This window comes from Photobacterium indicum, assembly GCF_003026215.1.
Classification (GTDB): domain Bacteria; phylum Pseudomonadota; class Gammaproteobacteria; order Enterobacterales; family Vibrionaceae; genus Photobacterium; species Photobacterium indicum.
On sequence record NZ_PYOC01000002.1, the window covers coordinates 886,329 to 911,896 of the forward strand.

Below are 25,568 nucleotides of genomic sequence, written 5' to 3' on the forward strand. Positions count from 1 at the left end.
CTCTAACCATCTACGTCTACGCCACGTTTTTTCTCATTAAGGTAATTTTTCAAGTACCCATCGATCACTCGCGGATTCTGACCATCTTGAATAGCAAGAACACCATCAAGAATTAGTCGACGATTCAGTTTCTCTTCGTTCTTACGTAATGACAATTTGTCAGCAATCGGTATTGCCACCATGTTCGCAACAATAGAACCATACAAGGTGGTTAACAAAGCCACAGCCATGGCAGGGCCAATTGATTTAGGGTCATCCATGTTGGACAACATCGCGACTAAACCGATTAGCGTACCAATCATCCCCATTGCTGGTGCAACATCACCAAAGGAGCTAAAAATACCCACCCCTTTTTCATGTCGCTCATTGGTTAAGCCGATATCTTTTTGTAACGTCGCACGAACAACATCAGCATCATGGCCATCAACAAGCAGATCGATACCTTTACGTAAGAAAGTGTTATCAACTTCCATTTCTTCTAACGCTAAAAATCCCCCTTTTCGCGCGGCGTCAGCCATTTCAACAATTTTAGCGATTAAGTCTTCTGGATTGTCCGTTTTGAACATGAATGCTTTAACTGCAATTTTAGCTGCACCGAAAAACTGACTAATGCTGTATTTAATCAAAACAACAAATGTCGTTCCTCCCAGTACAATCAATACCGAGGGAACATCAAAAAACATCCCTAAACTGCCACCTAGTAACATTGCCATTGCTACAAATGCGAATGAACCTACTAGGCCTATAAGCGTTGCCAAATCCACGAAAAGCTCCCCTTTTTGTGACGCATCGTATTTATTATTAAATCAACAGCGGTATTCTACAGAAGTGTACCTATATCGGCACCTTTCGTTTTTCATTTAGCTTTCTTCGTTCAAAAGACGAAAATTACTGCCTCAAACACAAAATCATGTGACATAATTTGACCCAGATTACTCTCTGCGTTACTTTTCCAACACTTAGAAAATAGTGAATGATTTATGGCCGCTAAAAAACCAGAAAATATGGCATTTGAAGCTGCATTAGATGAACTCGATTCCATTGTAAACGAGTTAGAGTCTGGTGATATTGCACTCGAAGATGCATTAAAGAAATTTGAACGCGGCATTATGCTTGCTCGCACTAGTCAGAAAAAACTTACGCAAGCAGAGCAGCGTGTAGAAATATTACTTCAAGCTGATGATGAAGCACCACTGACTGAATTTAATGAGAACAATGAATAACAATTTAACTTTATCACAGTCACTGAAACATTATCAGGATCGTAGTAACCAACATTTAGCTCAATGGCTTGAAGCGCAGCCTTTTGCCGATCAAGCATTAGTAAAAACCATGAAATATGGCACATTACTCGGCGGCAAACGCGCGCGTCCGTTTTTAACCTATATTACGGGTCAAATGCTAGGGGCTGAATGTGCAGATCTTGATACTCCTGCTGCAGCGGTAGAATGTATTCATGCTTATTCATTAATTCATGATGATCTGCCTGCTATGGATGACGATGAGCTACGTCGTGGTCACCCAACATGTCATATTGCATTTGATGAAGCTTTAGCTATTCTTGCTGGAGATGCACTGCAAACACTAGCTTTTGAAATTCTAGCTGATGGTCAATTAAGTAATGACGGTAATACGCAACGTATCGCAATGATCAAAGAGCTTGCCCAAGCCTCTGGCGCTGCGGGAATGTGTATAGGTCAAGCACTTGATTTAGAAGCAGAAGGTAAACACGTTGATTTACAGCAGCTTGAAGCTATTCACAAGCACAAAACGGGAGCACTTATCCGATGTGCCGTTCGTTTAGGTGCACTCGCTGCAGGCCAAAAAGGTGTAGCGGTATTGCCACAGCTAAACCAATTCGCCGACGCGATTGGTCTCGCATTCCAAGTTCAAGACGATATTCTTGATGTCACAAGTGATACTGAAACACTGGGGAAACCACAAGGTTCAGATCTCGCGCTTGATAAAAGTACCTACCCAGCTTTATTAGGATTGGAAGGTGCACAACAAAAAACACAACAACTTTATCAAGAAGCGCTACAAGCATTGGATGCAATACCCTACAATACAACCCAATTAGAAGTTTTTGCCCGATACATTATCGAACGCAATAACTAAAATCAGTAAAAGCGCCGAAATGTTATGACTCTGGATATATCAAAATACCCTCATCTTGCTTTAGCCAATACGCCAGATGAATTACGCTTACTGCCGGTTGAAAGTTTACCGGAGGTATGTGATGAACTACGTACCTACTTGCTTAACTCAGTCAGCCAGTCAAGCGGGCATTTTGCCTCAGGTCTTGGTGCTGTAGAACTGACTGTTGCCCTACATCATGTGTATAACACGCCTTTTGATCATTTGATCTGGGATGTCGGTCATCAAGCTTACCCACATAAAATTCTAACTGGTCGTCGTGACCAGATGTCAACGATCCGCCAAAAAAACGGTATCCACCCATTTCCTTGGCGTGGCGAGAGTGAGTACGACGTATTATCTGTCGGTCATTCTTCAACCTCGATCAGTGCTGGTCTTGGAATGGCTATTGCCGCTAATAAAGAAGGCTTAGGCCGTAAAGTTGTTAGCGTAATTGGTGATGGTGCGATTACCGCAGGCATGGCATTTGAAGCCATGAACCATGCTGGTGATGTACATTCAGACATGTTAGTGATTCTAAATGACAATGAAATGTCAATTTCAGAAAATGTCGGCGCACTGAATAATCACTTAGCTCGCTTACTCTCTGGCAGCCTTTACACCACGATTCGTGAAGGCGGCAAGAAAGTATTAGCTGGCGCGCCACCAATCAAAGAATTGGTTAAACGCGCAGAAGAGCATATCAAGGGCATGGTTGTTCCTGGCACCATGTTTGAAGAGCTAGGCTTCAACTATATTGGCCCTGTTGATGGCCATGATGTTGCTGAATTAGTCAAGACCTTGAAAAACATGCGCAATCTGAAAGGACCGCAGTTCCTTCATATTATGACGAAAAAAGGTAAAGGTTACGCACCAGCTGAAGCGGATCCAATTAATTACCACGCAGTACCTAAATTCGATCTAAGCCAAAACCCGTTACCAAAAGCGGCAAATGCTAAACCGACTTTCTCGAAGATTTTTGGCGATTGGCTATGTGATATGGCCGCTGAAGATGAAAAACTAATGGCTATCACGCCAGCGATGCGTGAAGGCTCTGGCATGGTACGCTTTTCGAAAGAATACCCAAGCCAGTATTTTGATGTCGCGATTGCAGAGCAACACGCAGTAACGCTAGCAAGTGGTATGGCTATTGGTGGCTATAACCCCATAGTTGCAATCTATTCGACATTTTTACAGCGCGGCTATGATCAATTAATTCATGATGTTGCCATTATGGAACTTCCGGTGATGTTTGCTATTGATCGTGGTGGTCTAGTGGGTGCTGATGGTCAAACTCACCAAGGTGCTTTTGATCTTAGCTTTATGCGTTGTATTCCTAATATCGTGATTATGGCACCAAGCGACGAAAATGAATGTCGCCAAATGCTATACACGGGTCATAAGCATCAAGGCCCAAGCGCGGTACGTTACCCTCGCGGTAATGGATTAGGTGCAGAAATACAAAAAGAAATGACCGCTCTTCAAATCGGTAAAGGGATTATTCGCCGTCAAGGTGAGAAGATTGCTATCCTGAATTTCGGTACAATGCTGGAATACACACTAGAAGCTGCTGAAAAATTAAATGCTACTGTGGCCGATATGCGGTTTGTGAAGCCGCTTGATGAAGCGCTCATTCTAGAATTAGCTGCCAATCATGATGTCTTGGTTACGGTTGAAGAAAACGCTATTGCCGGTGGTGCTGGCAGTGGTGTTATCGAGTTCATGATGAAATCAAAATGCTTAAAGCCAGTGCTCAATATTGGCCTTCCCGACCGTTTTGTTGAGCAAGGCACGCAGCAAGAACTGCATACCGCATTAGAAATTGATGCCGCAGGTATTGAGAAGCAAATTCGTGATTATATTGCTTAACTTAAGCTTTATCGCTAAAAGGTAAGTCTCAACTTACTTACCTTCCTCCTAGTTTCTAGTTTTATCTAGATACTAGGAGCTTCTCTTCTCATCCTACTTTATCTCTCTATTTTACTCTTTTAAGCACCGCCCCTTCATAGCCACCCAATTCAATATAATGCATTGAGGCACTCAACGAACCGTCACTGTTCACGCGTTGATATACGCCAGGCAACGAGACCCGTAATGGTTTTGAACTAAAGTAACTCGCTTGATTACGTTCTTTTTTTGCTCGATAAACCACCAAGCCATCGCTGTATTGTCTTGCTATTACCCCTTCATCAGGAAATTCACTGATCCAGCCGGAGCGGTATAACCAAAACCAGTTCGCTTTCTGTAAACTCACTTTTTCTTGTCCGACTAGAAGTTTTGTTTCTGTTGTCTTTGCTTTACCTTGCTTACTTTTCCAGTAAACAGGCTTGTAGCCTTTCGGGGTTTTACTGGGGTATCCAATAGAAATATCGAGCATTTTAGTCGGTTGATAAGCCCAATTTTTCGGGATACCTTGGCGATACCAATTCGACGAACCGCGATTATCATTACCAAACTGGGTATTATTACTGCCGTAAATAAACGTCTGATTCCAGCTATGGTAATACGTTACTTTTGGCAAATTAAAAAAGTAATATAAAGCTAAACCCGTCTCGATATCTTTATGCCATGCAATACTTGAGGTGAGATTGTTTTCGCTTCTACCCCCTCGTGTTGTTGCCATGATTAAGCTTTTATCACCTAATCTCGCTAATGCAAAGCTATCCCACGATCGTTGCATTCGCTCTAGCCCCATCGCAGGGCTAAGGTAATGCTCACGTAACCATACGTCCATTATATCGCGTAACGGTGTGGGCCAAGCTGTGTACTCCCAAAGGTTAAGCTCTGATATATTTGCAGCTAACCAGCGTGTGCCGGTTTTAATTTTGATTATTTGAAGAAAGTCAGCCATCTGCTCGGCGTAAAATTTAGCGGCCTCATCATTACCAACCTTAAAAGGAAGCTCTGCAATCTGCCCGCCAGTAATTAATGCAAATTGATTTTCGCCAAGCAACTTAGCCATATCATCATTATAAGCACCGCTCAAACCTTGTCGTTGCCAATCATAATGATACCAATCACCGTATAAATCATTTATCTCAGAGCGGTTAAAATTGGTTCGATACCAACAGCTATTTCTCCACAGCCCAGAGGCTGGAATTAATCTTGCTTGATGCTTAAAACGTGCACTGGCATTTACGTTACTTCTTGTGCTGTATTCAATTTTACTAATAAATCCATCATGATTACGATCATTTTGATCATCCCAGCCAGGGAAAGACAAGGTGTTATTATCAGCCTTAATCCAAGGCTTTAAACTCAATGCAGACAGCGTTGTACCTGCTGGCCAATTTAATTTTAATGCCCAGATTTTCAAGCCGCGACTTAATACCTTCAACCCCGTGTTCATTTCGCGATCTTGATAGAAAGGGAATGCCGACAGCCAAGCGGATGCTAACGTAAATTCGCCTTGCCAAGTTTTTTGCCGCTTTAGCCACTGAGTATCTGACGAGGTCCATTTAGCGATATTGCCATCATCACCAGCAACACTCCTCATAACGCTCGGAACAGTATCAGCAACGACATCAAACTGATCAAACGGATAAGAAGAAATCAATATTATTTCGTCTGAAGGCTTAAGGGTTAAAGGCGGGCGGGCGGTAGAAAGATTGCCATCACGAATGAGCAATAAGTGAAGGGGCTGCCCTTTTAGTAAGTAATCCATCCCCCCATCAACCGAAGGAACAGATAAGATGGTATCTTCCAAGTAATGAAGATACGCATTTTCAACGTCGATACCTCGTTCTGCCGTTTTTCTATTTAACCATGCGGTTTTTTCTTCAGGTCGACAATCAAACTTCTGGGTATACATATAGCCCATCGCGATTGTTTGCTGGTTTAAGGCAACATCATCTAAACTTCCAAAGACCACATCAGCATGCTGAACTTCCCACTCTTTTACCTCTTTGGCGGAATCAAACACTGATGTCGCTAACGGCTCTTCCCACACGCCGGGTAATACCCAGCCAGTTGCCGTTGATGGATATACTTGGCTTGACGCCGAAAAAGAAATAAAAAGAAATGCAATCCAAACAAGGTGTAACCAACCCATATCTCACCATGACAGTTAGTGATTTAGTTTACATAAAGGTTAGACGAACAAATAATAGCCTGTTGATTGATTTAGCTTAAGGTATAAAAAAACCGCGCCATGCACGGTTTAATAATGGTATTCAGCTGAAACAGTAAATACTGAGTTAGTATAACGATTACCAGCCAAACCAGTGGCCGACACCCCAAAGGCAAATCATCGCCATGAAACCTGCTAGAATGTCGTCAACCATAATGCCAAAACCACCATGCACATGCTTATCTAACCAACTGATAGGCCATGGCTTGATCATGTCGAAGAATCGAAACAACACAAATCCCGCCAGTATCCATTGCCAATTCACCACAGGCGCAATGGCCATCGTGATCCAGAAACCAACAAATTCATCCCACACAATACTGCCGTGATCATGTACTCCCATATCATCAGACGTTTTCTGACAAATAGTAATACCAATCACCGCAGCAACAATCGTTATTAAAATGTATGCAGCAAAGGGAAGTTGAACGATCAATAAATACAAAGGTATAGATGCAACTGTACCCATTGTTCCGGGAATAATAGGTGATAAACCACTCCCGAAACCTGTGGCTAAAAAGTGCCACGGGTTTTTTAAATTTATTCTATCTTTAGGATTACTCACACTTTACTCCGCGAAATGATCAAAACCGTGCAACTGCCAATCTAGCAGTTTATCGTTTTGGGTCAACTGAATACCTTGCCCTGGTCGCAACTGACCAATACAAGTCACTTTAACCCCAGAGTGTGCTAGAGATGTATCGACGGCTCCTCGATTTTTCTCTGGAACAGTAAAGCATAATTCATATTCCTCACCACTGGTAAGCGCAAGCTGCTGGGCTTTTTGTCTATCACTCTCGAACGTAAGCAATTCATCAGAAATAGGGAGTTTATCAACATCAATAACGGCTGAAACCTGCGACCGTTTTAGAATATGCCCCAAATCTGAAATAAGCCCATCAGAAATATCTAACGCAGCAGAAGCGATACCAATCAATGCTTGCCCAGCAAGTACTCTAGGGTGCGCTTTATAGTGCCGTTCTAATAGGGTATTTCTTAATGCATCATCTGCAACCGTGACTTCATTAAGCAATATCGCTAACCCTGCAGCGCTATCACCGAGGTTTCCGGTTACGTAAATCCAATCACCAGAATTTGCCCCGGCGCGAGTGAGTGCCTTCCCTTCCGGAACAAAACCGTGAACGGTTAGGGTAATGCTTAACGGACCTTTAGTCGTATCGCCACCAATAAGCTGCACATTAAAATATTCAGCTAAGGCAAAGAACCCTTCACAAAATTTGCTTAACCATGCCTCATTAGGCTCTGGCATAGTCAATGCTAACGATACCCATGCAGGTGTTGCCCCCATTGCTGCTAAATCGCTCAGGTTCGAGGCTAAGGCTTTATGAGCAATGAGTGCAGGATCGGCATCAGCAAGAAAATGGGTTCCCGCAACAAGGGAATCGGTACTGACAGCGAGATGACTGCCAGTAGGCACAGAGAGTAAGGCACAATCATCGCCAATTGCGAGGGCAACATCACGACGATTGACAGATTGGTGCTCAAAATAGCGAGCGATAAGATCAAATTCGTTACTAGCCATAATATTTTATTATTAGTTGATGGATATGATAGTAAACAGAAAAATCAGATAGAAAAAAGGCCAGCAATTGCTGGCCTCAAAACGTCTTTTTCGATTACTTTTTACGAAGTGTTGGCGCTGCTTTATCAAGCACACCGTTCACAAATTTGTGGCTATCTTCAGCACCGAATAGCTTAGCTAGCTCGATTGCTTCATTGATAACAACTTTATAAGGAACATCATCGCGTTTAGTCATCTCATACATCGCTAAGCGAAGTAGAGCAAGTTCCATCTGGTCCAAATCTTGAAGTGGACGAGAAAGGTAAGGACGCATCTTGCTGTCCAATTCCTGATGGTTCTGTACAACACCATTCAAAAGATCATGAAAGTAGTTCAGATCTGTATGTGGTGCAGCAAGACTAGGTGCATCAGCCTGGTGCTCTTCTTCTTCAAATTTGTCATCAGAAAGGAACTGTTGCTCGATTTCCGCAACATTACCTTTCGTGATCTGCCATGAATAAATTGCCTGGATAGCAAAATGACGAGCATTACGACGTGCAGCTGGTTTCACATTAACCCCCATTAGGATTCGATTTGGGACAGTACATTTACCATTTCAAGCGCGCTTAGTGCAGCCTCTGCCCCTTTATTACCAGCCTTGGTACCGGCACGCTCAATGGCTTGTTCGATTGAATCTACAGTCAGAACGCCAAATGCAACTGGAGTATTGTACTCTAGTGCGACTTGCGCCAGACCTTTATTACACTCGCCGGCAACATAATCAAAGTGTGGTGTTCCACCACGGATCACAGAGCCTAAAGCAACGATAGCGTCATAACGATCGCTCTTAGCAACCTGCTGAGCAACAAGTGGTAACTCATAAGCGCCAGGGCAACGAACAACTGTAATATTGTCATCGCTTACCTGACCTTGACGTTTAAGCGCATCTAATGCACCAGCAAGTAAGCTTTCATTAATAAAGCTGTTGAAACGTGCAATTACGATAGCAATTTTTGCGTTTGGTGCCGCGATAGCGCCTTCAATTACATTCATGGGCCTTCCTGTGACTATGTCTTTCCGATACGAGAAACCGCGGGAGTCTACCACACTTTATATAAAAGTCGCTACGGACAACCGCTGGTTTATTCGTTTGATTAAATTAAAGCCCTCTAAAGTGCTTATCGCACTTTGGGACAAAATAGATATTACTTACATTCTCGCTGGCAATTTACCAACCAAGCAATAATTATTCACAAATATATTCTACAACTTCTAGGCCAAAACCTGAAAGTGAATGATAACGTTGTGTACTTGATGCAAGCAGACGCATTTTTGAAACGCCTAAATCCGATAAGATCTGAGAGCCCACACCAACCTGACGAGATTGATCTTTCGGGTTCAATTTCACTTTAGGCTGTCCGTTATCGTTCGCTGCAAGATTTTTCACTTTCGTGATAATTGTGTCATGGTTTTCTTGCTTGCTCAGCACAACCAATACACCACCTTCAGAAGCAATACGTTGCATTGCAGTAGGCAATGTCCATTGCGATGCGCCTGAATGTAGAACATCTTTAAACGTGTCTTGCAAATGAACACGTACTAACGTTTCTGCATTCTCTTTCACATCACCATTACGCAATGCATAGTGAATTTCATTATCGATGGTATCACGGTACGTAATCATATCGAACTCACCAAACTCTGTTGGTAAACGGCATTCTGCTATTCGTTCAATAGTGGTTTCGTTATTATTACGATATTCGATAAGGTCAGCTATTGTACCTAGCTTCAATCCATGCTTTTCAGCAAACACTTCTAACTGAGGACGACGTGCCATCGTGCCATCTTCGTTTAGGATTTCGACAATAACACTTGAAGGCTCTAGACCCGCTAAACGCGCAATATCACAACCCGCTTCGGTATGACCAGCACGGCTAAGTACACCACCTTCTTGTGCCATTAATGGGAAGATATGTCCCGGCATCACGATATCAGAAAAGCTGGCATTCGGGGCAACAGCGGCTTGTACTGTTGTTGCACGATCTGCGGCTGAAATACCGGTTGTTACGCCAGCGGCGGCTTCAATAGAAACAGTGAAGTTAGTACTAAACTGTTCAGTATTGTCTTGTACCATTAATGGTAGGTTGAGTTGCTTACAACGTGCATGCGCTAAGGTTAGGCAAATCAAACCACGACCGAACATTGCCATGAAGTTAACAGCTTCTGGCGTAATTTTCTCTGCTGCAATGATAAGATCGCCTTCATTTTCACGATCTTCATCATCCATCAAGATAACCATCTTACCTTGGCGAATATCATCAATAATTTCTTTCGCAGTGCTTAAACCCATAACAATACCCTTCTTTAATCTTTATCCTAAAAACCCAGTTCTTGCTAATAAGTCCATCGTGACTTCTGACTTTTTGTCAGCGGCTTTATCGCCTAGCATTAAGCGTTCTAAATAACGGGCAATAACATCAACTTCTAAGTTAACAACACGACCAACCTGGAATGATTCCATTGTCGTTTCTGAGGCAGTATGAGGAACAATCGTTAGCTTAAATTCATCGCCACGAATTGCATTAACCGTAAGGCTGATACCGTCAATCGATACTGAGCCTTTTTCAGAAATATATTTAGCTAAATGCGCTGGCGCCTTCACCCAAAATTCAATGGCGCGACCAGTGTGAGTGCGTTCAATAATCTTGCCCACCTCATCAACATGACCAGATACCATATGACCACCAAAACGGGTAGTTGGTAACATAGCTTTTTCTAAATTCACTTTCTGGCCAGATTTATAGTCAGTAAAAGCAGTACGCTTTAATGTCTCTAACGATAAGTCAGCAACGTAGCCTTTATCGGTTAATGCGACAACGGTTAGACAAACCCCATTTGTAGCAATACTGTCACCCAGTTTAACATCGGATAAATCAAGGTTACCTGAATCAACCGTTACCGAAATATCAGCACCTTTAGGCGTCAATGCAGAAATAGTACCGATAGCTTCAATAATGCCAGTAAACATGTTTAAAATTCCTTGGTTCGCTCAAGCGTTAAACGCGAGCAATAATACGTAAATCAGGACCAACCATACGAACATCTGTTATCTCAAGATTAAGTACTTGAGACATCGATGTCAGCCCTTTTAAGTTAATTAAGCTACGGCTATCACACCCCATCAGTTTAGGAGCTTGATAAAGAATAAGCTCGTCAACTAACCCTGCCGCTAACAATCCGCCCGCTAACTCAGCCCCCGCTTCCACCCAAATATGGTTAATATCCTGTTTCGCGAGCTCAAGCATTAGCGAAGTTAAATTTAATTGCTCTGAATTATCTTGCTTTGGAATGAGGACCTGAGTGACAGAATCAGACCACGTTTCTTGCCCCATTTCAGCACGTGCTAATAGGGTTTTCCCCGCAAGACTAAACAGTTTAAAGTCGGGTGTAACACGGTTTTTACTATCAATAATAACACGCGTAGGTTGACGTAAAGCGGCTTCTGGGTATTCAGCATGTACTGGCTCACCCAATTCACTCCAACGTACATTTAACGATGGATCATCAGCAATAACGGTAGAGCTTGTTGATAAAATAGCTCCCGATCTTGCGCGAAAGCGTTGCACATCAGCACGAGCTTCTGGGCCAGTGATCCACTTACTTTCACCATTCGCTAAGGCTGTTCGCCCATCAAGGCTTGCTGCTAATTTTAGCTGTACATACGGTAGCCCGGTTTTCATTCGCTTGATAAAACCGAGGTTCAACGCTTGCGCATCTGCTACTAATAAACCCGTTTGCACTTCAATGCCCGCAATTTGCAACATTTCGATCCCACGGCCACCCACCTTAGGGTTGGGATCAACCATGGCACAAACAACACGAGAAACATTGGCATTAATTAAGGCTTGGGCACAAGGTGGGGTACGACCAAAATGGGAGCAGGGTTCAAGCGTTACATACGCAGTGGCGCCTTTCGCTTGCTCGCCAGCAGCACGTAAAGCAAACACTTCAGCATGAGGCTGACCAGCTTGGTAATGAAAACCTTCGCCAACAATGGTAGAGCCTTGAGCAATAACGCAACCTACATTGGGATTAGGTGCTGTAGTGAAGCGACCACGTTTCGCCAATTCAATAGCACGTAGCATCATGGAGTGATCAATAGGTGAGAACATCGAATGCATTCTTTTAGCTTAGAGAGTAATAGCCTAGCTCGCTGATTCTTATCGAAAGCAGCAAGCTAATACTATTCTTTTATTTTTCTAACTTGGCAATTTCTTCGCCAAATTCACGAATATCTTCAAAACTACGGTAAACAGAAGCGAAGCGGATATAAGCAACTTTATCCAGCTCTTTTAATGCTTCCATTACTAAGTTACCAATCATATCTGATGGCACTTCGCGTTCACCCGTTGCGCGTAAACGGGATTTTATCGTGTTAATAGCACGTTCTATATCATCTGCGCTCACCGGACGTTTTTCTAACGCACGCTGAATACCACCGCGAAGTTTATCTTCATTAAATGAATCACGGTTACCGTTGGTTTTTATCACTCTTGGCATCACCAATTCGGCAGTCTCAAACGTTGTATAGCGTTCATTGCACGCTAAACATTGGCGACGACGACGAACTTGATGACCATCTGCAACTAAACGGGAATCGATTACTTTGGTGTCATTGGCACCACAAAAAGGACAATGCATCACGCCTCCTAACTTTCGTCGACTCAGTGTAACCCATTTCAACGCTAGAAAGAGAATATAACCATGGTTTTATTTATAATCTCGTAACAAAAAGACGGCACATTGTGACTATTTGTTCTGAAAAACAAAACGGCACCTTAAAAGGTGCCGTTAATTTAGGTTTGAAGCACGAGGTGACTACTATTTAATCACCGCCGTTCAAGTATTCATTAAGCGTATACAGGTAAACGCTTACAGATTTCTAATACTTTCGCTTTCGTTGCTTCGATAACTTCAGGTTTATCTGTGTTATCAAGCACATCACAAATCCAACCAGCAAGCTGCTTAGTATCTTCAACCGTAAAACCACGGCGAGTAATCGATGGTGTACCAATGCGAATACCAGAGGTTACAAACGGGCTACGTGGATCGTTTGGAACACTGTTTTTGTTAACGGTAATATTAGCTGCACCCAGTGCGGCATCCGCTTCTTTACCTGTGATGCCTTTGTCGATTAAATCAACAAGGAACAAGTGATTCTCAGTGCTACCAGATACAATCTTGTAACCGCGCTCTAAGAACTCGCCAACCATTGCTTTCGCATTTTCAACAACACAAGCTTGATAAACTTTAAATTCAGGTTCCATTGCTTCTTTGAAGGCTACCGCTTTTGCTGCGATAACATGCATTAGAGGGCCACCTTGACCACCAGGGAATACCGCTGAATTCAACTTCTTATAAAGGTCTTCACCGTCATTTGACAGAATTAGACCGCCACGAGGGCCGGCTAATGTTTTATGCGTTGTTGTTGTTACAACATGGGCATGTGGAACCGGGTTAGGGTAAACACCTGCCGCAATAAGACCCGCAACGTGTGCCATATCAACAAAGAAATATGCATCTACTTTGTCTGCAATTTCACGCATGCGTTTCCAATCAACAATTTGAGAATACGCAGAGAAACCACCGATAATCATCTTAGGTTTGTGCTCTAACGCCAATGCTTCCATTTCTTCGTAATCGATCTGACCAGTTTCATCGATACCGTAAGGGATGATGTTGTATAACTTACCAGAAAAGTTTACTGGAGAACCGTGAGTCAAGTGACCACCGTGAGCAAGGCTCATACCTAATACAGTGTCGCCTGGATTTAGTAGTGCCATGTAAACAGCATTGTTAGCTTGAGAACCAGAATGAGGCTGTACGTTCGCGTATTCAGCACCAAAAAGCTGGCATGCACGATCAATAGCTAATTGTTCTGCTTTATCAACAAACTCACAACCACCGTAATAACGCTTACCTGGGTAACCTTCAGCATATTTGTTAGTCAGCTGAGATCCTTGAGCTTCCATTACACGTGGGCTTGTGTAGTTTTCAGAAGCGATCAACTCGATGTGTTCTTCTTGACGTGCTGTTTCTTCCTGAATGGCTGCAAAAAGTTCCGCATCATAGTCGGCAATATTCATATCGCGCTTTAGCATCTGTCTCTCCTGACTAAGGTAGGTATAACCACAATATTTGGGTAAAAACGAAAAACCGCAAAGCTAGACGCCACGTGGACGCAAACGTTTTCGTATCACCAGTAATTAACGCTGTATTTTACAGAAATTGATCTAAATCAGATACCCCTAAAATCATTTATTATTACAATTTCTTCATGTTTATTATCGATGGTTACATGAATTATTTTCATAATCTTGCAAACGCACAATAGACAGGAAACATTCACTCTATACAAATTCAAGAAAAATCAAAAAATAATAATTTACAACGACGTAAAAAAATAATTACAGCTTCTATTTTTTGCTTTTACCGTACTACTTCTTTCTATGAGGTTACACGATTAGAATTGCGCCCATAAATTATAAGGAGTTTTGTTTTGAGCGGTTCCAAGCATTCATTGAATGAGAATATTATTGCCATTCTCACGGGTACATTTATCGTTGCACAGGGAATATTTTTTCTTCAACAAGCAGACCTCTTAACGGGAGGCACTACAGGGCTAGCACTGCTGCTTACCCAGTTCGTTGATGTGTCTTTTGGTAAGTTATATTTCTTAATGAACACGCCATTTTACCTCATGGCGTGGTTTCGTATGGGTAAATCATTTGCTATTACCAGTATCATTTCTGGTGGGTTAGTGTCGATTATTACTGACAATCTACATCTTGTATTAGAAATCAGCCGTTTAGACCCTATTTATTGTGCCATTCTCGGTGGTCTGTTGATGGGCTTAGGTATGCTAATACTCTTTCGTCATCGTACAAGTTTAGGTGGGTTCAATGTACTCGTTTTATACTGCCAAGAAAAATTTGGTATTCCAGCGGGGAAAATGCAGATGGGAATTGATGTCAGTATTTTAGTGTGTTCATTCTTCTTTGTAACACCACTTGTACTTATGCTCTCGGTATTAGGAGCTGTGATGCTTAATCTTGTATTAGCCATGAACCATAAACCAAGCCGTTACAATCCAAGTACGGCGAAAGCAAGCAGTTGACTCGCATACCCAAATAGCAAAAAGGCTTACCGTTATGGTAAGCCTTTTTTAGCACTAGACAGATACATATAGGTATCTTATCTAGTTAAATCGCATCTTCGTCTTCTTCGCCAGTTCTGATTCGAACAACACGCTCGACATCGAACATGAAGATTTTACCATCACCGATTTTACCCGTTTGCGCGGTTTCGATAATCGTTTCGATACATTGCTCTGCTACTTCATCGGTCACAACAATTTCTAGTTTCACTTTTGGCAGAAAATCGACCATGTATTCTGCACCACGGTACAATTCTGTATGACCTTTCTGACGTCCAAATCCTTTCACTTCAGAAACAGTCATACCTGTGATACCCACTTCAGCTAATGCTTCGCGAACATCATCAAGCTTAAAAGGCTTAATAACGGCTTCAATCTTTTTCATTTCTCATCGTCCTTTGCTGAGTATGGGTCTATTTATGAATACGATTACGTATAAACCTATTAACGTTAGCGCTATTATCACAGATTCAGCACTGTAATTTAAGCGTTTTCCGTTTGTAAAATAGTATTAGAATCCATCATTCGTAATAATAAAAACACAGCAAAGAGCAACACAATGCTGTTCAGGGTTAGTACCGCAATACTCCGAAACTCGGGAGAAACAAGGCTAGGTAGAAATGGAATAATACTAATACCAAAAAACATTGTGGCTGCTGGAATGAAAAAATACAGTGGAATAAAGCCCCACATCATACCTCTAAATAATCCCGTCGTAGCGAAGATCCCAGAAAGTAACACCAACATAGCGACAATACTCGGCACGATACCGACTTGATTATAACTAAAGATAACTGTGAATGAGTCTACATACCTGAGTAAACAAGTGGCAACTAATACCGCCAAGATCTTGGCTGCATTGACTACATTTTTTTGTTTAAGATCGTCTAGCCCCATACTTCATCCTTGATAAGACTTTGAAAATTAACAGTACCGCATAGAGCCCAATAAAATTCGCAAAAGACACTTTGCCCCTACATATTGAGATCTCCTAGGTATATATAATTATACTTATTAGTAACACCTAATAAGTGTGACAGCTCTCAACGTAAAAGTTCCATTTACTCACGCAAGCCACTAATTCAATCATAACTGTATTAGATCAAAAAACTCACTAGATTACGATTATTCAGGTAATAAAAAACCGCCACCCAACCAGATGACGGTTTTCAATGTATTGAAACCTAGGTTATTGTTTTAACCTATTTCCATTTTTCATCGTTAGCCAAGATTAACGCGGGCATTACGGAACATGCGCATCCAAGGGCTATTTTCATTCCAGTCATCTGGGTGCCATGAGTTAGCCACAGTACGGAATACACGCTCAGGGTGAGGCATCATAATCGTTACACGACCATCAGTGGTTGTTAACCCTGTAATACCATTTGGTGAACCGTTCGGGTTCGCAGGGTAGTTCTGAGTAACATTACCGAAGTTATCAAGGTAACGTAACGCAACAGTACCTGATTGCTCAATAGCATTTAGGTGCTCACCGTTACGCACTTCTACACGACCTTCTCCATGAGAAACCGCGATTGGCATACGAGAGCCAGCCATTTCATTGAAGAACAACGAGTCACTCTTCTGTACTTCAACTAGGCTGAAACGTGCTTCAAAACGCTCAGACTCGTTACGAACAAAGCGTGGCCACAGATCTGAACCTGGAATAAGCTCACTTAAGTTCGACATCATCTGGCAACCGTTACACACACCCAATGAGAATGTATCGTTACGTTTGAAGAATGCTTCGAATTGGTCACGAGCAATGTTGTTAAACAACACTGATTTAGCCCAACCTTCGCCGGCACCTAATACATCACCGTAAGAGAAGCCACCACAAGCAACAAGCCCATTGAAACCTTCTAGCTGAACATTGCCAGATAGAATGTCACTCATATGAACATCTTTAGCTTCAAAACCAGCACGGTCAAAAGCCGCTGCCATTTCAACATGAGAGTTAACACCCTGCTCACGTAGAATTGCCATTTGTGGTTTGGCACCTAAATTAATTGCAGGTGCATTAACTACTGATGCACCAGTCTTTGGTGCTTTTGTAATAAATGGAGCAGCAATAAAGGGTGCGGCTACATCTTCATTAATGTCGAAGGTTAGCTGAGCGCTTAGGCCAGGATCACTATTATCTTTCTTCGCTTCAAATTCTTGCAAGGCACCCGCAGGGTTATCACGCATCGCTTGCATCTGGTAAGTTGTTTCAGCCCAGACAGTACGAAGGTCAGTACGGCTTTGCTCAAGAACGCGCTCATTGCCATTCCAGATACGAACCACATCTTCATCTACTACGGTACCAATAACATGGCTACATGCTGTTAAGCCATGCTCGGCAAGTACTGATTTCACCGTATCGAGGTCTTCAGTACGAACTTGAAGTACAGCACCTAGCTCTTCATTGAAAAGCATTGCTAGTACATCGTCACATGCATCGCTTTCAGACGTATTAATGTCAACTTCAACACCAGTGTGGCCCGCAAATGCCATTTCAGCCAGAGTCACATATAAACCACCATCACCACGGTCATGGTAAGCCAATACTTTTTCATCACGTATTAATGCTTGAACTGCATAGAAGAAGCCTTTTAGTAATTCAGGGCTATCAACATCAGCAGGCTTATCACCCAGTTGCTTGTAGACCTGAGCCAGCGCAGTCGCACCAAGACGGTTTTGACCACAACCTAGATCAATCAAGATTAAACTTGAATCACCTTTATCGGTACGCAACTGTGGCGTTACTGTTTTACGTACATCTTCAACACGACCAAATGCAGTAATTACCAATGATAACGGAGAAGTGACTTCTTTCTGCTCGCCATCTTGCTCCCACTTGGTTTTCATCGACATCGAATCTTTACCAACGGGAATAGTTAAGCCAAGAGCAGGACACAACTCTTCACCTACTGCTTTAACGGCTTCGTATAAACCCGCATCTTCACCAGGGTGACCCGCTGGAGACATCCAGTTTGCCGATAGGTTAATACGCTTCATATCGCCAATATCAGCACTTGCGATATTGGTAATCGCTTCGCCAACGGCTAAACGAGCAGATGCGCCGAAATCAAGTAGTGCAACAGGTGTACGTTCACCCATCGACATTGCTTCGCCGTGGTAAGTATCATAACTCGCCGCTGTGACTGCACAGTTAGCAACAGGAACCTGCCAAGGACCTACCATCTGATCACGTGCAACTAAACCAGTTACGCTGCGATCACCAATCGTGATAAGGAATGTCTTTTCAGCAACAGCTGGTAAACGTAATACACGTTGTGTTGCCGCCTCTAATTCGATGCCACTGCGGTCAATTTCCTGACCTTCAACTTTCAGTGTTTTCGCGTCACGATGCATTTTGGGTGCTTTACCTAATAGAATATCCATAGGCATATCGATTGGCGTATTATCGAAATGTTCATCTTCAAGTGTTAGATGACGCTCTTCTGTAGCTTCACCAACAACGGCAAACGGGGCGCGCTCACGTTTACAAATAGCTTCAAATACGGCCAGATTTTCTGGCGCAACAGCCATAACATAACGTTCTTGAGATTCGTTACACCAAATTTCTAGCGGGCTCATACCCGGTTCATCATTAGGTACGTTACGTAGCTGGAATTTACCGCCACGTTCGCCATCATCGACAAGCTCAGGTAAGGCGTTTGAAATACCACCAGCACCTACATCGTGAATAAATGCGATTGGATTATCATCCCCCATCTGCCAGCAACGGTCGATCACTTCTTGGCAACGACGTTCCATTTCTGGGTTTTCACGTTGTACTGATGCGAAATCTAAATCTTCTGCTGATTGACCAGACGCCATTGATGAAGCAGCACCGCCGCCCAAACCAATGTTCATCGCTGGGCCACCAAGTACAATTAGCTTGGCACCAACTGGGATTTCTTTTTTCTGAACATGATCGGCACGAATATTACCCATGCCACCAGCAATCATGATTGGCTTGTGGTAACCGCGAATCTCTTCGCCATTATGCGATGTCACCTTTTCTTCGTATGTACGGAAGTAACCTAATAGGTTAGGACGACCAAATTCATTATTGAATGCCGCACCACCGAGTGGGCCTTCCAGCATAATATCTAATGCATTAACGATTCGACCCGGCTTACCGAAATCTGTTTCCCAAGGCTGTTCAAAGCCAGGAACACGTAAGTTAGATACAGTAAAACCAACCAAACCAGCTTTTGGTTTACCACCAAGACCTGTAGCGCCTTCATCTCGAATTTCACCACCAGAACCGGTAGATGCACCTGGCCATGGTGAAATCGCCGTTGGGTGGTTATGTGTTTCTACTTTCATCAGGATATGGGCAGCTTCCTGATGGTAGTTATATTGGCGAGATTCAGGGTTAGGGAAAAAACGCCCTACTTCTGAACCTTCCATCACTGCCGCATTATCTTTATATGCCGACAGAACGTGCTCATGATTTTTTTCGTAGGTGTTCTTAATCATCTTGAACAATGACTTATCTTGCTCGACACCGTCGATAGTCCAGTCAGCATTAAAGATTTTATGACGACAGTGCTCAGAGTTCGCTTGAGCAAACATCATTAATTCAATATCGTTAGGATTGCGACCTAACATAGTGAAATTTTCGACTAAGTAGTCAATTTCATCTTCAGCTAATGCTAAGCCCAATTTTAGATTGGCATCTTCTAGCGCCTTGCGACCACCGGCCAAGATATCAACACTTTGAACAGGTGCAGGCTCTGCTTGGGTAAATAATGCAGCTGCAGAATCGACATTAGTAAAGACAACTTCCATCATACGATCATGGATCAGAGCCTTTAACTCTGTAAGTTGTGCATCCGTAAGATCTGCTGTGACTTCTACGTAGTAAGCCGTACCACGCTCTAAGCGTTTAACGTTACCTAACGCACAGTTCTGCGCGATATCGGTAGACTTAGAAGACCATGGAGAGATAGTACCGGGACGAGGAGTAACAAGAAGCATAGTGCCAGTAGGCTCATGCTCTGCGATCGTCGGACCATATGTAAGCAGGCTCGCAAGCTTGCTTTGCTCATCTGAATTCAGGGGAGCAGAGACATCAGCAAAGTGCATGAACTCGGCATAAATGCCGGACACAGGTAGATCTAACTCGCGACAACGCTCTAATAGCTTATTAACGCGAAACTCAGATAGTGCGGGTGAACCACGCAAAATTTCCATGTGCGTACTACTCTCGATTAGCTAATTGAATGAAGGTGATATTGGCCTAACACCCAACAAATTTGGGTTTATTACGTCAATGTCACCTTAACCACTTCAGCAACTTTTTAGCGCTTTATCGTGAGTACATGGATTACGATGGAGCACAGTATAAAGGAATTTTTTTTGTGACGTAACTCTTGACGCAACCGTTTGCGCGTTTTTTTTACAACAACTGTAAAAAAAAAGATTTAAACCCGTTTTGAGACACACATTAACGAATTCATACCGAGTTCAAAGCAGAGTCTCTTTGCTGTGGTGCCGACCTTTGGTATAAAGAACACCAAATAATAATGATGAGCATGTTTTGTTGAGTAATAATTCGTTAATTACAAAGTTCCGAGAGCTCTTTGCCGCCACATTGGTATTAGCATTGCTTTCTGGATGCCAATGGCAAGATGATAACTTGACCGATCTTGAAAAGATCCGAGAAAGCGGTGTTATACGAGTGGGAACATTAAATAATCAGCTGTCTTATTACATTGGTAATGATGGACCAACTGGGCTTGATTATGAATTGGCTCAGCGCTTTGCCCAAAAGCTGGGAGTAAAGCTCGAAATGCAACCCATGTTTACCCTTTCTGGGTTATTCCCCACTCTCGAACGTGGTGATATTGATGTTGTGGCGGCAGGCCTTACCATATCTAAAGACCGTATCGAAAATTATCACGCAGCCCCTGCTTATTATTATGCTAGCCAGATTGTAGTATATAAAAATGGACAATGGCGCCCAAGAAAACCTGCCGACTTAGCCTTAAATAAAGGTACGTTAAGCGTTGTAAAAGGCTCTAGCCATGAAAAACACTTAATTAAACTGAAAGAAATTTACCCTGATTTGACTTGGGAGTCGATTGAAGAAACCGACTCTGATGAGCTACTACGCCTAGTGGCTAAAGGGGAACTTGATTTTACGATTGCCGATTCAGTGGATGTTGCGCTAAGTCAGCGTATTCATCCCGATGTCGCAATTGCAATGGAGCTTACCGAAGATGAACCGATTGCATGGTTTGTCAATAAATCAACGGATGATAGCCTGTACGCTCTGCTCATTGAGTTTTTTGGTGAAATCAAACAAAGTGGTGAATTAGCTCAATTAGAAGAAAAATATTTTGGTCATGTTGGCAGTTTTGATTATGTCGATACACGTGCATTTTTACGGGCGATTGAAAGTAAATTGCCCCGCTGGGAATCGTTATTTAAGAAGTATTCTAATGAGTTTGATTGGCGCTTAATTGCTGCGTTGTCCTACCAAGAATCCCATTGGAATCCACAAGCCGTATCGCCTACGGGTGTGCGCGGCATGATGATGTTAACCTTACCGACAGCCAAATCTGTTGGAGTGAAAAACCGCCTAGACCCAGAGCAAAGTATTCGCGGTGGTGCAGAGTACTTACGCAAAATGATTAGCCGAGTACCCGATAGTATCGAAAGCCATGAAAAAGTATGGTTTGCGCTTGCTTCTTATAATGTTGGCTTTGGTCATATGATGGATGCGCGTCGCCTTACCCACAAGCAAGGCGGTAACCAAAATACCTGGACCGACGTAAAACAACGCTTACCCTTATTACGCCAACGTAAATACTATCAGCAAAGTCGCTATGGTTATGCCCGTGGCGATGAAGCCTTAAATTATGTCGAAAATATTCGCCGCTACTATCAAAGTATTATTGGCTATGAACAAGCGCACAGCCACGATTATGATAGTGATGATGTACAAGTTGTTGATGGTTTGCAGACCATTACCTTGCCGCCCGCGCCACCCAGACAAGCCAACGTGGATGGTTCATTAAACAGTGAAGCAGCAATCAGTAGTGCAGAAAAGACAATAGAAGAGCCCAAGCCATCACAATAAACCAGTAACAAGCAATGTGATCTGTCTTCCTGCTCATACAAATACAGCCCTGTATTACTCATTATCGAAATCAGGGCTGTGTGTTTTATGACCGAAGGGTCAACTATTCAAAGTTATTGCACTAAGATGGGATCGGGATCGTACGCGATTTTCAATAAGTAGGTAACAATCGAGCCATATGCATCAACGGATGCAATGAGTTCTGTGAACAATCATTTTCACAGTTTTTCAAAAGAGAAATGCTATGAGAATATCCAAACAAAAAACGATGGCGAATAACTTTAAAAAACACATGACATCAGCTGCTACACGCCGAAAACGTTTGAGTGTGAATATTCGTCGTAAGGTTCTTTGGCGTCAACGCACTTATGTACTCTCTGCAATATTGACAAGTTAAGCTTGCGTTACCCATGTTAGAAAATAAGAAGCCCGGTCAATTGAACCGGGCTTCTTACTTTATAACCAAAAGACTCAAACAGGACACAAGGTACTTAATTTACTGATTATCTAACGCTGCTCGACGCGCTTTCTTTTCAGCTTTCTTTTCAGCACGACGGCGTTTAAAAAAGGCTTGCAGCTGGGCTCGGCATTCTTCATCTAATATCCCCGACTGACAATCAACATGGTGGTTCACTTCATCGTAGCTGAGTAAATTCATTACACTGCCCGCTGCACCCGTTTTTAAATCACTCGCACCAAAAATGACTTTACCAATTCGACTATGCACCATCGCCCCAGCACACATCGGGCAAGGTTCAAGTGTCACGTATAGCGTGGCATCTAATAAACGGTAGTTTTGAATCACCTTTCCTGCTTGACGCAATGCCATCATCTCGGCATGGGCCGTTGCATCATGTTGACCAATCGAGCGATTCCATCCTTCACCAACAATTCGACCTTCATATACCACTACAGCACCGACAGGCACCTCGCCTTCAGCTTCTGCTTGACTGGCAAGCTCAATAGCACGGCGCATATATAGTTCATCATGATTTTCGTCGGTGTTATCTGTCACAAGTTTTCTCATGTCTACATTTATTAGGGCGCAAATTATACCCAAACTACCTCAAGATACTAGCCGCTGTGATGATAGGTTACCTTTCAGCATGCACAGCCTCTTGCTCCATCTACAGCAGTTTCACTGCATATGATAAAACTACCACCCAATTATTTCACCTGAGTAAAAGTGATTTGCCATTTACCCTAATTATCATCTCACCAGAAATAAATATAATACCTTCCATCAAAACAAATGACGAGATAGCACTATTTATTCGTCACTATCAGAATTCTCACCTACTGTGTATAAGTGGGAAAACTATCAAAATTAATAGGCATGATTACTCACTTTGTGATTAGCCTAATATAGAGAGAAATAAAATGTCTGATCAATTTATCAAATCTAAAGCTGCTATCGCATGGGGCCCAAAACAACCTCTCTCAATTGAAGAAATCGATGTAATGCTACCGCGAGCAGGCGAAGTATTAGTACGTATCGTTGCGACTGGTGTTTGCCATACTGATGCATTCACCCTTTCAGGCGACGATCCTGAAGGTATCTTCCCTGTGGTACTAGGCCATGAAGGTGGCGGTATTGTTGAACAGATTGGTGAAGGCGTAACAAGCGTTCAAGTCGGTGATCACGTTATCCCTCTTTACACTGCAGAGTGTGGTGAGTGTAAGTTCTGTAAATCAGGTAAAACTAACCTATGCCAAGCGGTACGTGAAACCCAAGGCAAAGGCTTAATGCCAGACGGAACAACTCGCTTCTATAAAGATGGTCAGCCTCTTTTCCATTACATGGGTTGCTCAACATTCTCTGAATACACAGTATTACCTGAGATTTCACTAGCAAAAGTGAATAAAGAAGCCCCACTAGAAGAAGTATGTTTACTGGGTTGTGGCGTCACAACGGGTATGGGTGCTGTTCTTAATACGGCAAAAGTAGAAAAAGGCGACACAGTTGCTATCTTCGGTTTAGGCGGAATTGGTTTATCTGCGATTATTGGCGCGAAAATGGCTGGTGCTAGCCGTATTATTGGTGTTGATATCAACGAAACTAAATACGAACTTGCGAAAAAGCTAGGTGCGACTGACTGCATCAACCCAACTAAATTCGACAAGCCAATCCAAGACGTTATTGTTGAAATGACAGACGGCGGTGTTGATTACTCATTCGAGTGTATCGGTAACGTAAACGTAATGCGTTCAGCACTAGAGTGTTGTCACAAAGGTTGGGGCGAATCTGTCATCATCGGTGTGGCTGGTGCAGGACAAGAAATCTCAACCCGCCCATTCCAACTAGTGACTGGGCGTGTATGGCGTGGCTCTGCATTCGGTGGTGTTAAAGGCCGTTCAGAATTGCCAGAAATCGTTGAGCGTTACATGGCAGGCGAATTCGCACTGGATGACTTCATTACTCATACTATGGGTCTTGAAGGTATCAATGATGCGTTCGACCTAATGCACGAAGGTAAGAGTATTCGTAGTGTTATTCACTTCGATAAGTAACCTGTAGATCAAACGTAACGGCGATTATAACGCTCGTTCTAATTGAACTATTCAAGCGCTGCTCTGGCAGCGCTTTTTAATACTTACTTAATTTAAGGCTATCCAATGACTTTAGAGAACATCAGCTCCAACAAAAGTTTTGGCGGTTGGAACAAACAATATACTCACCGTTCGACTGCATTAAACTGCAATATGCGTTTTGCCATTTTTTTACCACCGCAAATTGTTAGTGGTGAAAAAGTGCCAGTCCTGTATTGGCTATCAGGCTTAACCTGCACTGATGAAAACTTCATGCACAAAGCAGGCGCGCAACGCCTAGCCGCCGAATTAGGTATGGCTATTGTTGCCCCAGATACGAGCCCACGCGGTGATGATGTTGCTGATGATGCCGACGGCAGCTATGACTTTGGATTAGGTGCTGGCTTTTACGTCAATGCGACACAAGCGCCCTTTAACCGTCATTATCAGATGTATGATTACGTGGTTAACGAGCTACCCGACCTGATTGAAGCAAACTTCCCTGTAACCCAACAACGTGCTATCAGTGGTCACTCAATGGGTGGTCATGGCGCATTAACAATTGCCCTAAAAAACCCAGCACGCTTTAGTTCGGTATCAGCTTTCAGCCCAATAGTTAACCCGATGCAATGTCCATGGGGACAAAAAGCATTCACAGGCTACCTAGGCAAAGACACCGAGCAATGGAAAGCCTACGACACAACTGAACTCATGAAACACACTGATGCTCGGCTACCAGCGTTAGTTGATCAAGGCGATCAAGACAATTTCATGGTAGAGCAATTAAAACCAGAAGCATTGGTTGCTGTAGCAGAAAATGTCGGCTACCCATTGGAACTACGCATGCAAGAAGGCTACGACCACAGCTACTTCTTTATTGCGAGCTTTATTGAAGATCACCTTCGCTTCCACGCTAAGCACTTTGCTTAATCGCTTATCGTTACCAGTATTATCT

The 25,568-nt window shown here is 42.9% G+C and carries 23 protein-coding genes; 8 read left to right on the forward strand and 15 right to left on the reverse strand.

All coding sequences use genetic code 11. The annotated features are described in order from the left end of the window. Positions 1–2 precede the first annotated feature (2 nt). Positions 3–764, reverse strand: coding sequence for a flagellar motor protein PomA (pomA, locus tag C9J47_RS09960; RefSeq protein ID WP_006230850.1), 762 nt, complete (start codon positions 762–764; stop codon positions 3–5). A 216-nt stretch (positions 765–980) separates the two neighbouring features. Here pomA and xseB point away from each other — a divergent pair, with 216 nt between their 5' ends. From xseB to dxs, 3 genes are read left to right on the forward strand one after another with little or no spacing between them, the layout of a single operon-like run. Further along, positions 981–1,223 carry an exodeoxyribonuclease VII small subunit gene (xseB, locus tag C9J47_RS09965; protein WP_006230849.1) on the forward strand — a complete coding sequence of 81 codons (243 nt, stop codon included), beginning with the start codon at positions 981–983 and terminating at the stop codon, positions 1,221–1,223. Then, the gene (gene ispA, locus C9J47_RS09970; protein WP_107253365.1) at positions 1,216–2,118 is read left to right on the forward strand and encodes a (2E,6E)-farnesyl diphosphate synthase; all 903 of its coding nucleotides are present in this window, start codon (positions 1,216–1,218) and stop codon (positions 2,116–2,118) included. The genes xseB and ispA overlap by 8 nt, the downstream gene beginning before the upstream one ends. A 24-nt stretch (positions 2,119–2,142) precedes the next feature. Next, positions 2,143–4,005, forward strand: a complete 1,863-nt coding sequence (gene dxs / locus C9J47_RS09975) for a 1-deoxy-D-xylulose-5-phosphate synthase (protein WP_107253366.1) — start codon at positions 2,143–2,145, stop codon at positions 4,003–4,005. A gap of 106 nt (positions 4,006–4,111) precedes the next feature. Here the strand turns inward: dxs and C9J47_RS09980 are convergent, their stop codons facing one another. The 10 genes from C9J47_RS09980 to glyA all read right to left on the reverse strand — a co-directional run bounded on the left by C9J47_RS09980 (position 4,112) and on the right by glyA (position 13,948). After that, positions 4,112–6,187, reverse strand: coding sequence for a hypothetical protein (locus C9J47_RS09980; protein WP_107253367.1), 2,076 nt, complete (start codon positions 6,185–6,187; stop codon positions 4,112–4,114). 157 nt (positions 6,188–6,344) lie between these two features. Continuing rightward, positions 6,345–6,830, reverse strand: coding sequence for a phosphatidylglycerophosphatase A (pgpA, locus tag C9J47_RS09985; protein ID WP_107253368.1), 486 nt, complete (start codon positions 6,828–6,830; stop codon positions 6,345–6,347). Between the two features lie 3 nt (positions 6,831–6,833). After that, positions 6,834–7,808 carry a thiamine-phosphate kinase gene (gene thiL / locus C9J47_RS09990; RefSeq protein WP_107253369.1) on the reverse strand — a complete coding sequence of 325 codons (975 nt, stop codon included), beginning with the start codon at positions 7,806–7,808 and terminating at the stop codon, positions 6,834–6,836. A gap of 94 nt (positions 7,809–7,902) precedes the next feature. After that, the gene (gene nusB, locus C9J47_RS09995) at positions 7,903–8,370 is read right to left on the reverse strand and encodes a transcription antitermination factor NusB (protein ID WP_006230843.1); all 468 of its coding nucleotides are present in this window, start codon (positions 8,368–8,370) and stop codon (positions 7,903–7,905) included. After that, the gene (gene ribH / locus C9J47_RS10000) at positions 8,370–8,840 is read right to left on the reverse strand and encodes a 6,7-dimethyl-8-ribityllumazine synthase (protein ID WP_006230842.1); all 471 of its coding nucleotides are present in this window, start codon (positions 8,838–8,840) and stop codon (positions 8,370–8,372) included. The genes nusB and ribH overlap by 1 nt, the downstream gene beginning before the upstream one ends. A 193-nt stretch (positions 8,841–9,033) precedes the next feature. Further along, complete coding sequence (ribBA, locus tag C9J47_RS10010; RefSeq protein WP_107253371.1) at positions 9,034–10,137, reverse strand: bifunctional 3,4-dihydroxy-2-butanone-4-phosphate synthase/GTP cyclohydrolase II; 1,104 nt, start codon at positions 10,135–10,137, stop codon at positions 9,034–9,036. Positions 10,138–10,158: 21 nt separating this feature from the next. Next, on the reverse strand, positions 10,159–10,815 hold the full coding sequence (locus C9J47_RS10015) for a riboflavin synthase (RefSeq protein ID WP_107253372.1): 657 nt from the start codon (positions 10,813–10,815) through the stop codon (positions 10,159–10,161). Positions 10,816–10,843: 28 nt separating this feature from the next. Continuing rightward, positions 10,844–11,959: a bifunctional diaminohydroxyphosphoribosylaminopyrimidine deaminase/5-amino-6-(5-phosphoribosylamino)uracil reductase RibD gene (gene ribD / locus C9J47_RS10020; RefSeq protein WP_107253373.1), complete on the reverse strand. Its 1,116-nt coding sequence runs from the start codon at positions 11,957–11,959 to the stop codon at positions 10,844–10,846. A 79-nt stretch (positions 11,960–12,038) separates the two neighbouring features. Further along, positions 12,039–12,488 (reverse strand): transcriptional regulator NrdR, encoded by a 450-nt coding sequence (gene nrdR / locus C9J47_RS10025; RefSeq protein WP_006230838.1) that lies wholly within the window; start codon positions 12,486–12,488, stop codon positions 12,039–12,041. A gap of 209 nt (positions 12,489–12,697) precedes the next feature. Then, positions 12,698–13,948: a serine hydroxymethyltransferase gene (glyA, locus tag C9J47_RS10030; protein WP_107253374.1), complete on the reverse strand. Its 1,251-nt coding sequence runs from the start codon at positions 13,946–13,948 to the stop codon at positions 12,698–12,700. A 398-nt stretch (positions 13,949–14,346) separates the two neighbouring features. On the opposite strand from glyA, the gene C9J47_RS10035 reads away from it, so the two are divergent. Then, entirely contained in the window at positions 14,347–14,964 is a 618-nt protein-coding gene (locus C9J47_RS10035) for a YitT family protein (RefSeq protein ID WP_107253375.1), read from the forward strand. Between the two features lie 85 nt (positions 14,965–15,049). Here C9J47_RS10035 and glnB read toward each other — a convergent pair whose 3' ends face one another. From glnB to purL, 3 genes are all read right to left on the reverse strand, one after another. Continuing rightward, positions 15,050–15,388 (reverse strand): nitrogen regulatory protein P-II, encoded by a 339-nt coding sequence (glnB, locus tag C9J47_RS10040; protein ID WP_006230835.1) that lies wholly within the window; start codon positions 15,386–15,388, stop codon positions 15,050–15,052. Between the two features lie 98 nt (positions 15,389–15,486). Further along, on the reverse strand, positions 15,487–15,900 hold the full coding sequence (locus C9J47_RS10045; protein WP_107253376.1) for a hypothetical protein: 414 nt from the start codon (positions 15,898–15,900) through the stop codon (positions 15,487–15,489). Positions 15,901–16,224: 324 nt separating this feature from the next. Then, on the reverse strand, positions 16,225–20,193 hold the full coding sequence (gene purL / locus C9J47_RS10050; RefSeq protein WP_107253377.1) for a phosphoribosylformylglycinamidine synthase: 3,969 nt from the start codon (positions 20,191–20,193) through the stop codon (positions 16,225–16,227). 346 nt (positions 20,194–20,539) lie between these two features. Between purL and mltF the strand changes: the two genes are divergently transcribed. Next, on the forward strand, positions 20,540–22,084 hold the full coding sequence (gene mltF, locus C9J47_RS10055) for a membrane-bound lytic murein transglycosylase MltF (RefSeq protein WP_107253378.1): 1,545 nt from the start codon (positions 20,540–20,542) through the stop codon (positions 22,082–22,084). Between the two features lie 244 nt (positions 22,085–22,328). Next, on the forward strand, positions 22,329–22,481 hold the full coding sequence (locus tag C9J47_RS27060) for a hypothetical protein (protein WP_170107464.1): 153 nt from the start codon (positions 22,329–22,331) through the stop codon (positions 22,479–22,481). Between the two features lie 99 nt (positions 22,482–22,580). Here C9J47_RS27060 and tadA read toward each other — a convergent pair whose 3' ends face one another. After that, positions 22,581–23,111, reverse strand: coding sequence for a tRNA adenosine(34) deaminase TadA (tadA, locus tag C9J47_RS10060; RefSeq protein ID WP_107253379.1), 531 nt, complete (start codon positions 23,109–23,111; stop codon positions 22,581–22,583). Positions 23,112–23,464: 353 nt separating this feature from the next. On the opposite strand from tadA, the gene C9J47_RS10065 reads away from it, so the two are divergent. Beyond that, positions 23,465–24,595, forward strand: coding sequence for an S-(hydroxymethyl)glutathione dehydrogenase/class III alcohol dehydrogenase (locus C9J47_RS10065; RefSeq protein WP_107253380.1), 1,131 nt, complete (start codon positions 23,465–23,467; stop codon positions 24,593–24,595). Positions 24,596–24,700: 105 nt separating this feature from the next. Next, positions 24,701–25,543, forward strand: coding sequence for an S-formylglutathione hydrolase (gene fghA / locus C9J47_RS10070; RefSeq protein ID WP_107253381.1), 843 nt, complete (start codon positions 24,701–24,703; stop codon positions 25,541–25,543). The last annotated feature ends 25 nt before the right edge of the window (positions 25,544–25,568 follow it).

Bases quoted from the DNA above. Each gene is read 5' to 3' on its own strand.
- xseB (WP_006230849.1), top strand. From the start codon at position 981: ATGGCCGCTAAAAAACCAGAAAATATGGCATTTGAAGCTGCATTAGAT.
- ispA (WP_107253365.1), top strand. From the start codon at position 1,216: ATGAATAACAATTTAACTTTATCACAGTCACTGAAACATTATCAGGAT.
- dxs (WP_107253366.1), top strand. From the start codon at position 2,143: ATGACTCTGGATATATCAAAATACCCTCATCTTGCTTTAGCCAATACG.
- C9J47_RS09980 (WP_107253367.1), bottom strand. From the start codon at position 6,187: ATGGGTTGGTTACACCTTGTTTGGATTGCATTTCTTTTTATTTCTTTT.
- thiL (WP_107253369.1), bottom strand. From the start codon at position 7,808: ATGGCTAGTAACGAATTTGATCTTATCGCTCGCTATTTTGAGCACCAA.
- nusB (WP_006230843.1), bottom strand. From the start codon at position 8,370: ATGGGGGTTAATGTGAAACCAGCTGCACGTCGTAATGCTCGTCATTTT.
- ribH (WP_006230842.1), bottom strand. From the start codon at position 8,840: ATGAATGTAATTGAAGGCGCTATCGCGGCACCAAACGCAAAAATTGCT.
- ribBA (WP_107253371.1), bottom strand. From the start codon at position 10,137: ATGGGTTTAAGCACTGCGAAAGAAATTATTGATGATATTCGCCAAGGT.
- C9J47_RS10015 (WP_107253372.1), bottom strand. From the start codon at position 10,815: ATGTTTACTGGCATTATTGAAGCTATCGGTACTATTTCTGCATTGACG.
- ribD (WP_107253373.1), bottom strand. From the start codon at position 11,959: ATGTTCTCACCTATTGATCACTCCATGATGCTACGTGCTATTGAATTG.
- nrdR (WP_006230838.1), bottom strand. From the start codon at position 12,488: ATGCATTGTCCTTTTTGTGGTGCCAATGACACCAAAGTAATCGATTCC.
- glyA (WP_107253374.1), bottom strand. From the start codon at position 13,948: ATGCTAAAGCGCGATATGAATATTGCCGACTATGATGCGGAACTTTTT.
- glnB (WP_006230835.1), bottom strand. From the start codon at position 15,388: ATGAAAAAGATTGAAGCCGTTATTAAGCCTTTTAAGCTTGATGATGTT.
- C9J47_RS10045 (WP_107253376.1), bottom strand. From the start codon at position 15,900: ATGGGGCTAGACGATCTTAAACAAAAAAATGTAGTCAATGCAGCCAAG.
- purL (WP_107253377.1), bottom strand. From the start codon at position 20,193: ATGGAAATTTTGCGTGGTTCACCCGCACTATCTGAGTTTCGCGTTAAT.
- C9J47_RS27060 (WP_170107464.1), top strand. From the start codon at position 22,329: ATGAGAATATCCAAACAAAAAACGATGGCGAATAACTTTAAAAAACAC.
- tadA (WP_107253379.1), bottom strand. From the start codon at position 23,111: ATGAGAAAACTTGTGACAGATAACACCGACGAAAATCATGATGAACTA.
- C9J47_RS10065 (WP_107253380.1), top strand. From the start codon at position 23,465: ATGTCTGATCAATTTATCAAATCTAAAGCTGCTATCGCATGGGGCCCA.
- fghA (WP_107253381.1), top strand. From the start codon at position 24,701: ATGACTTTAGAGAACATCAGCTCCAACAAAAGTTTTGGCGGTTGGAAC.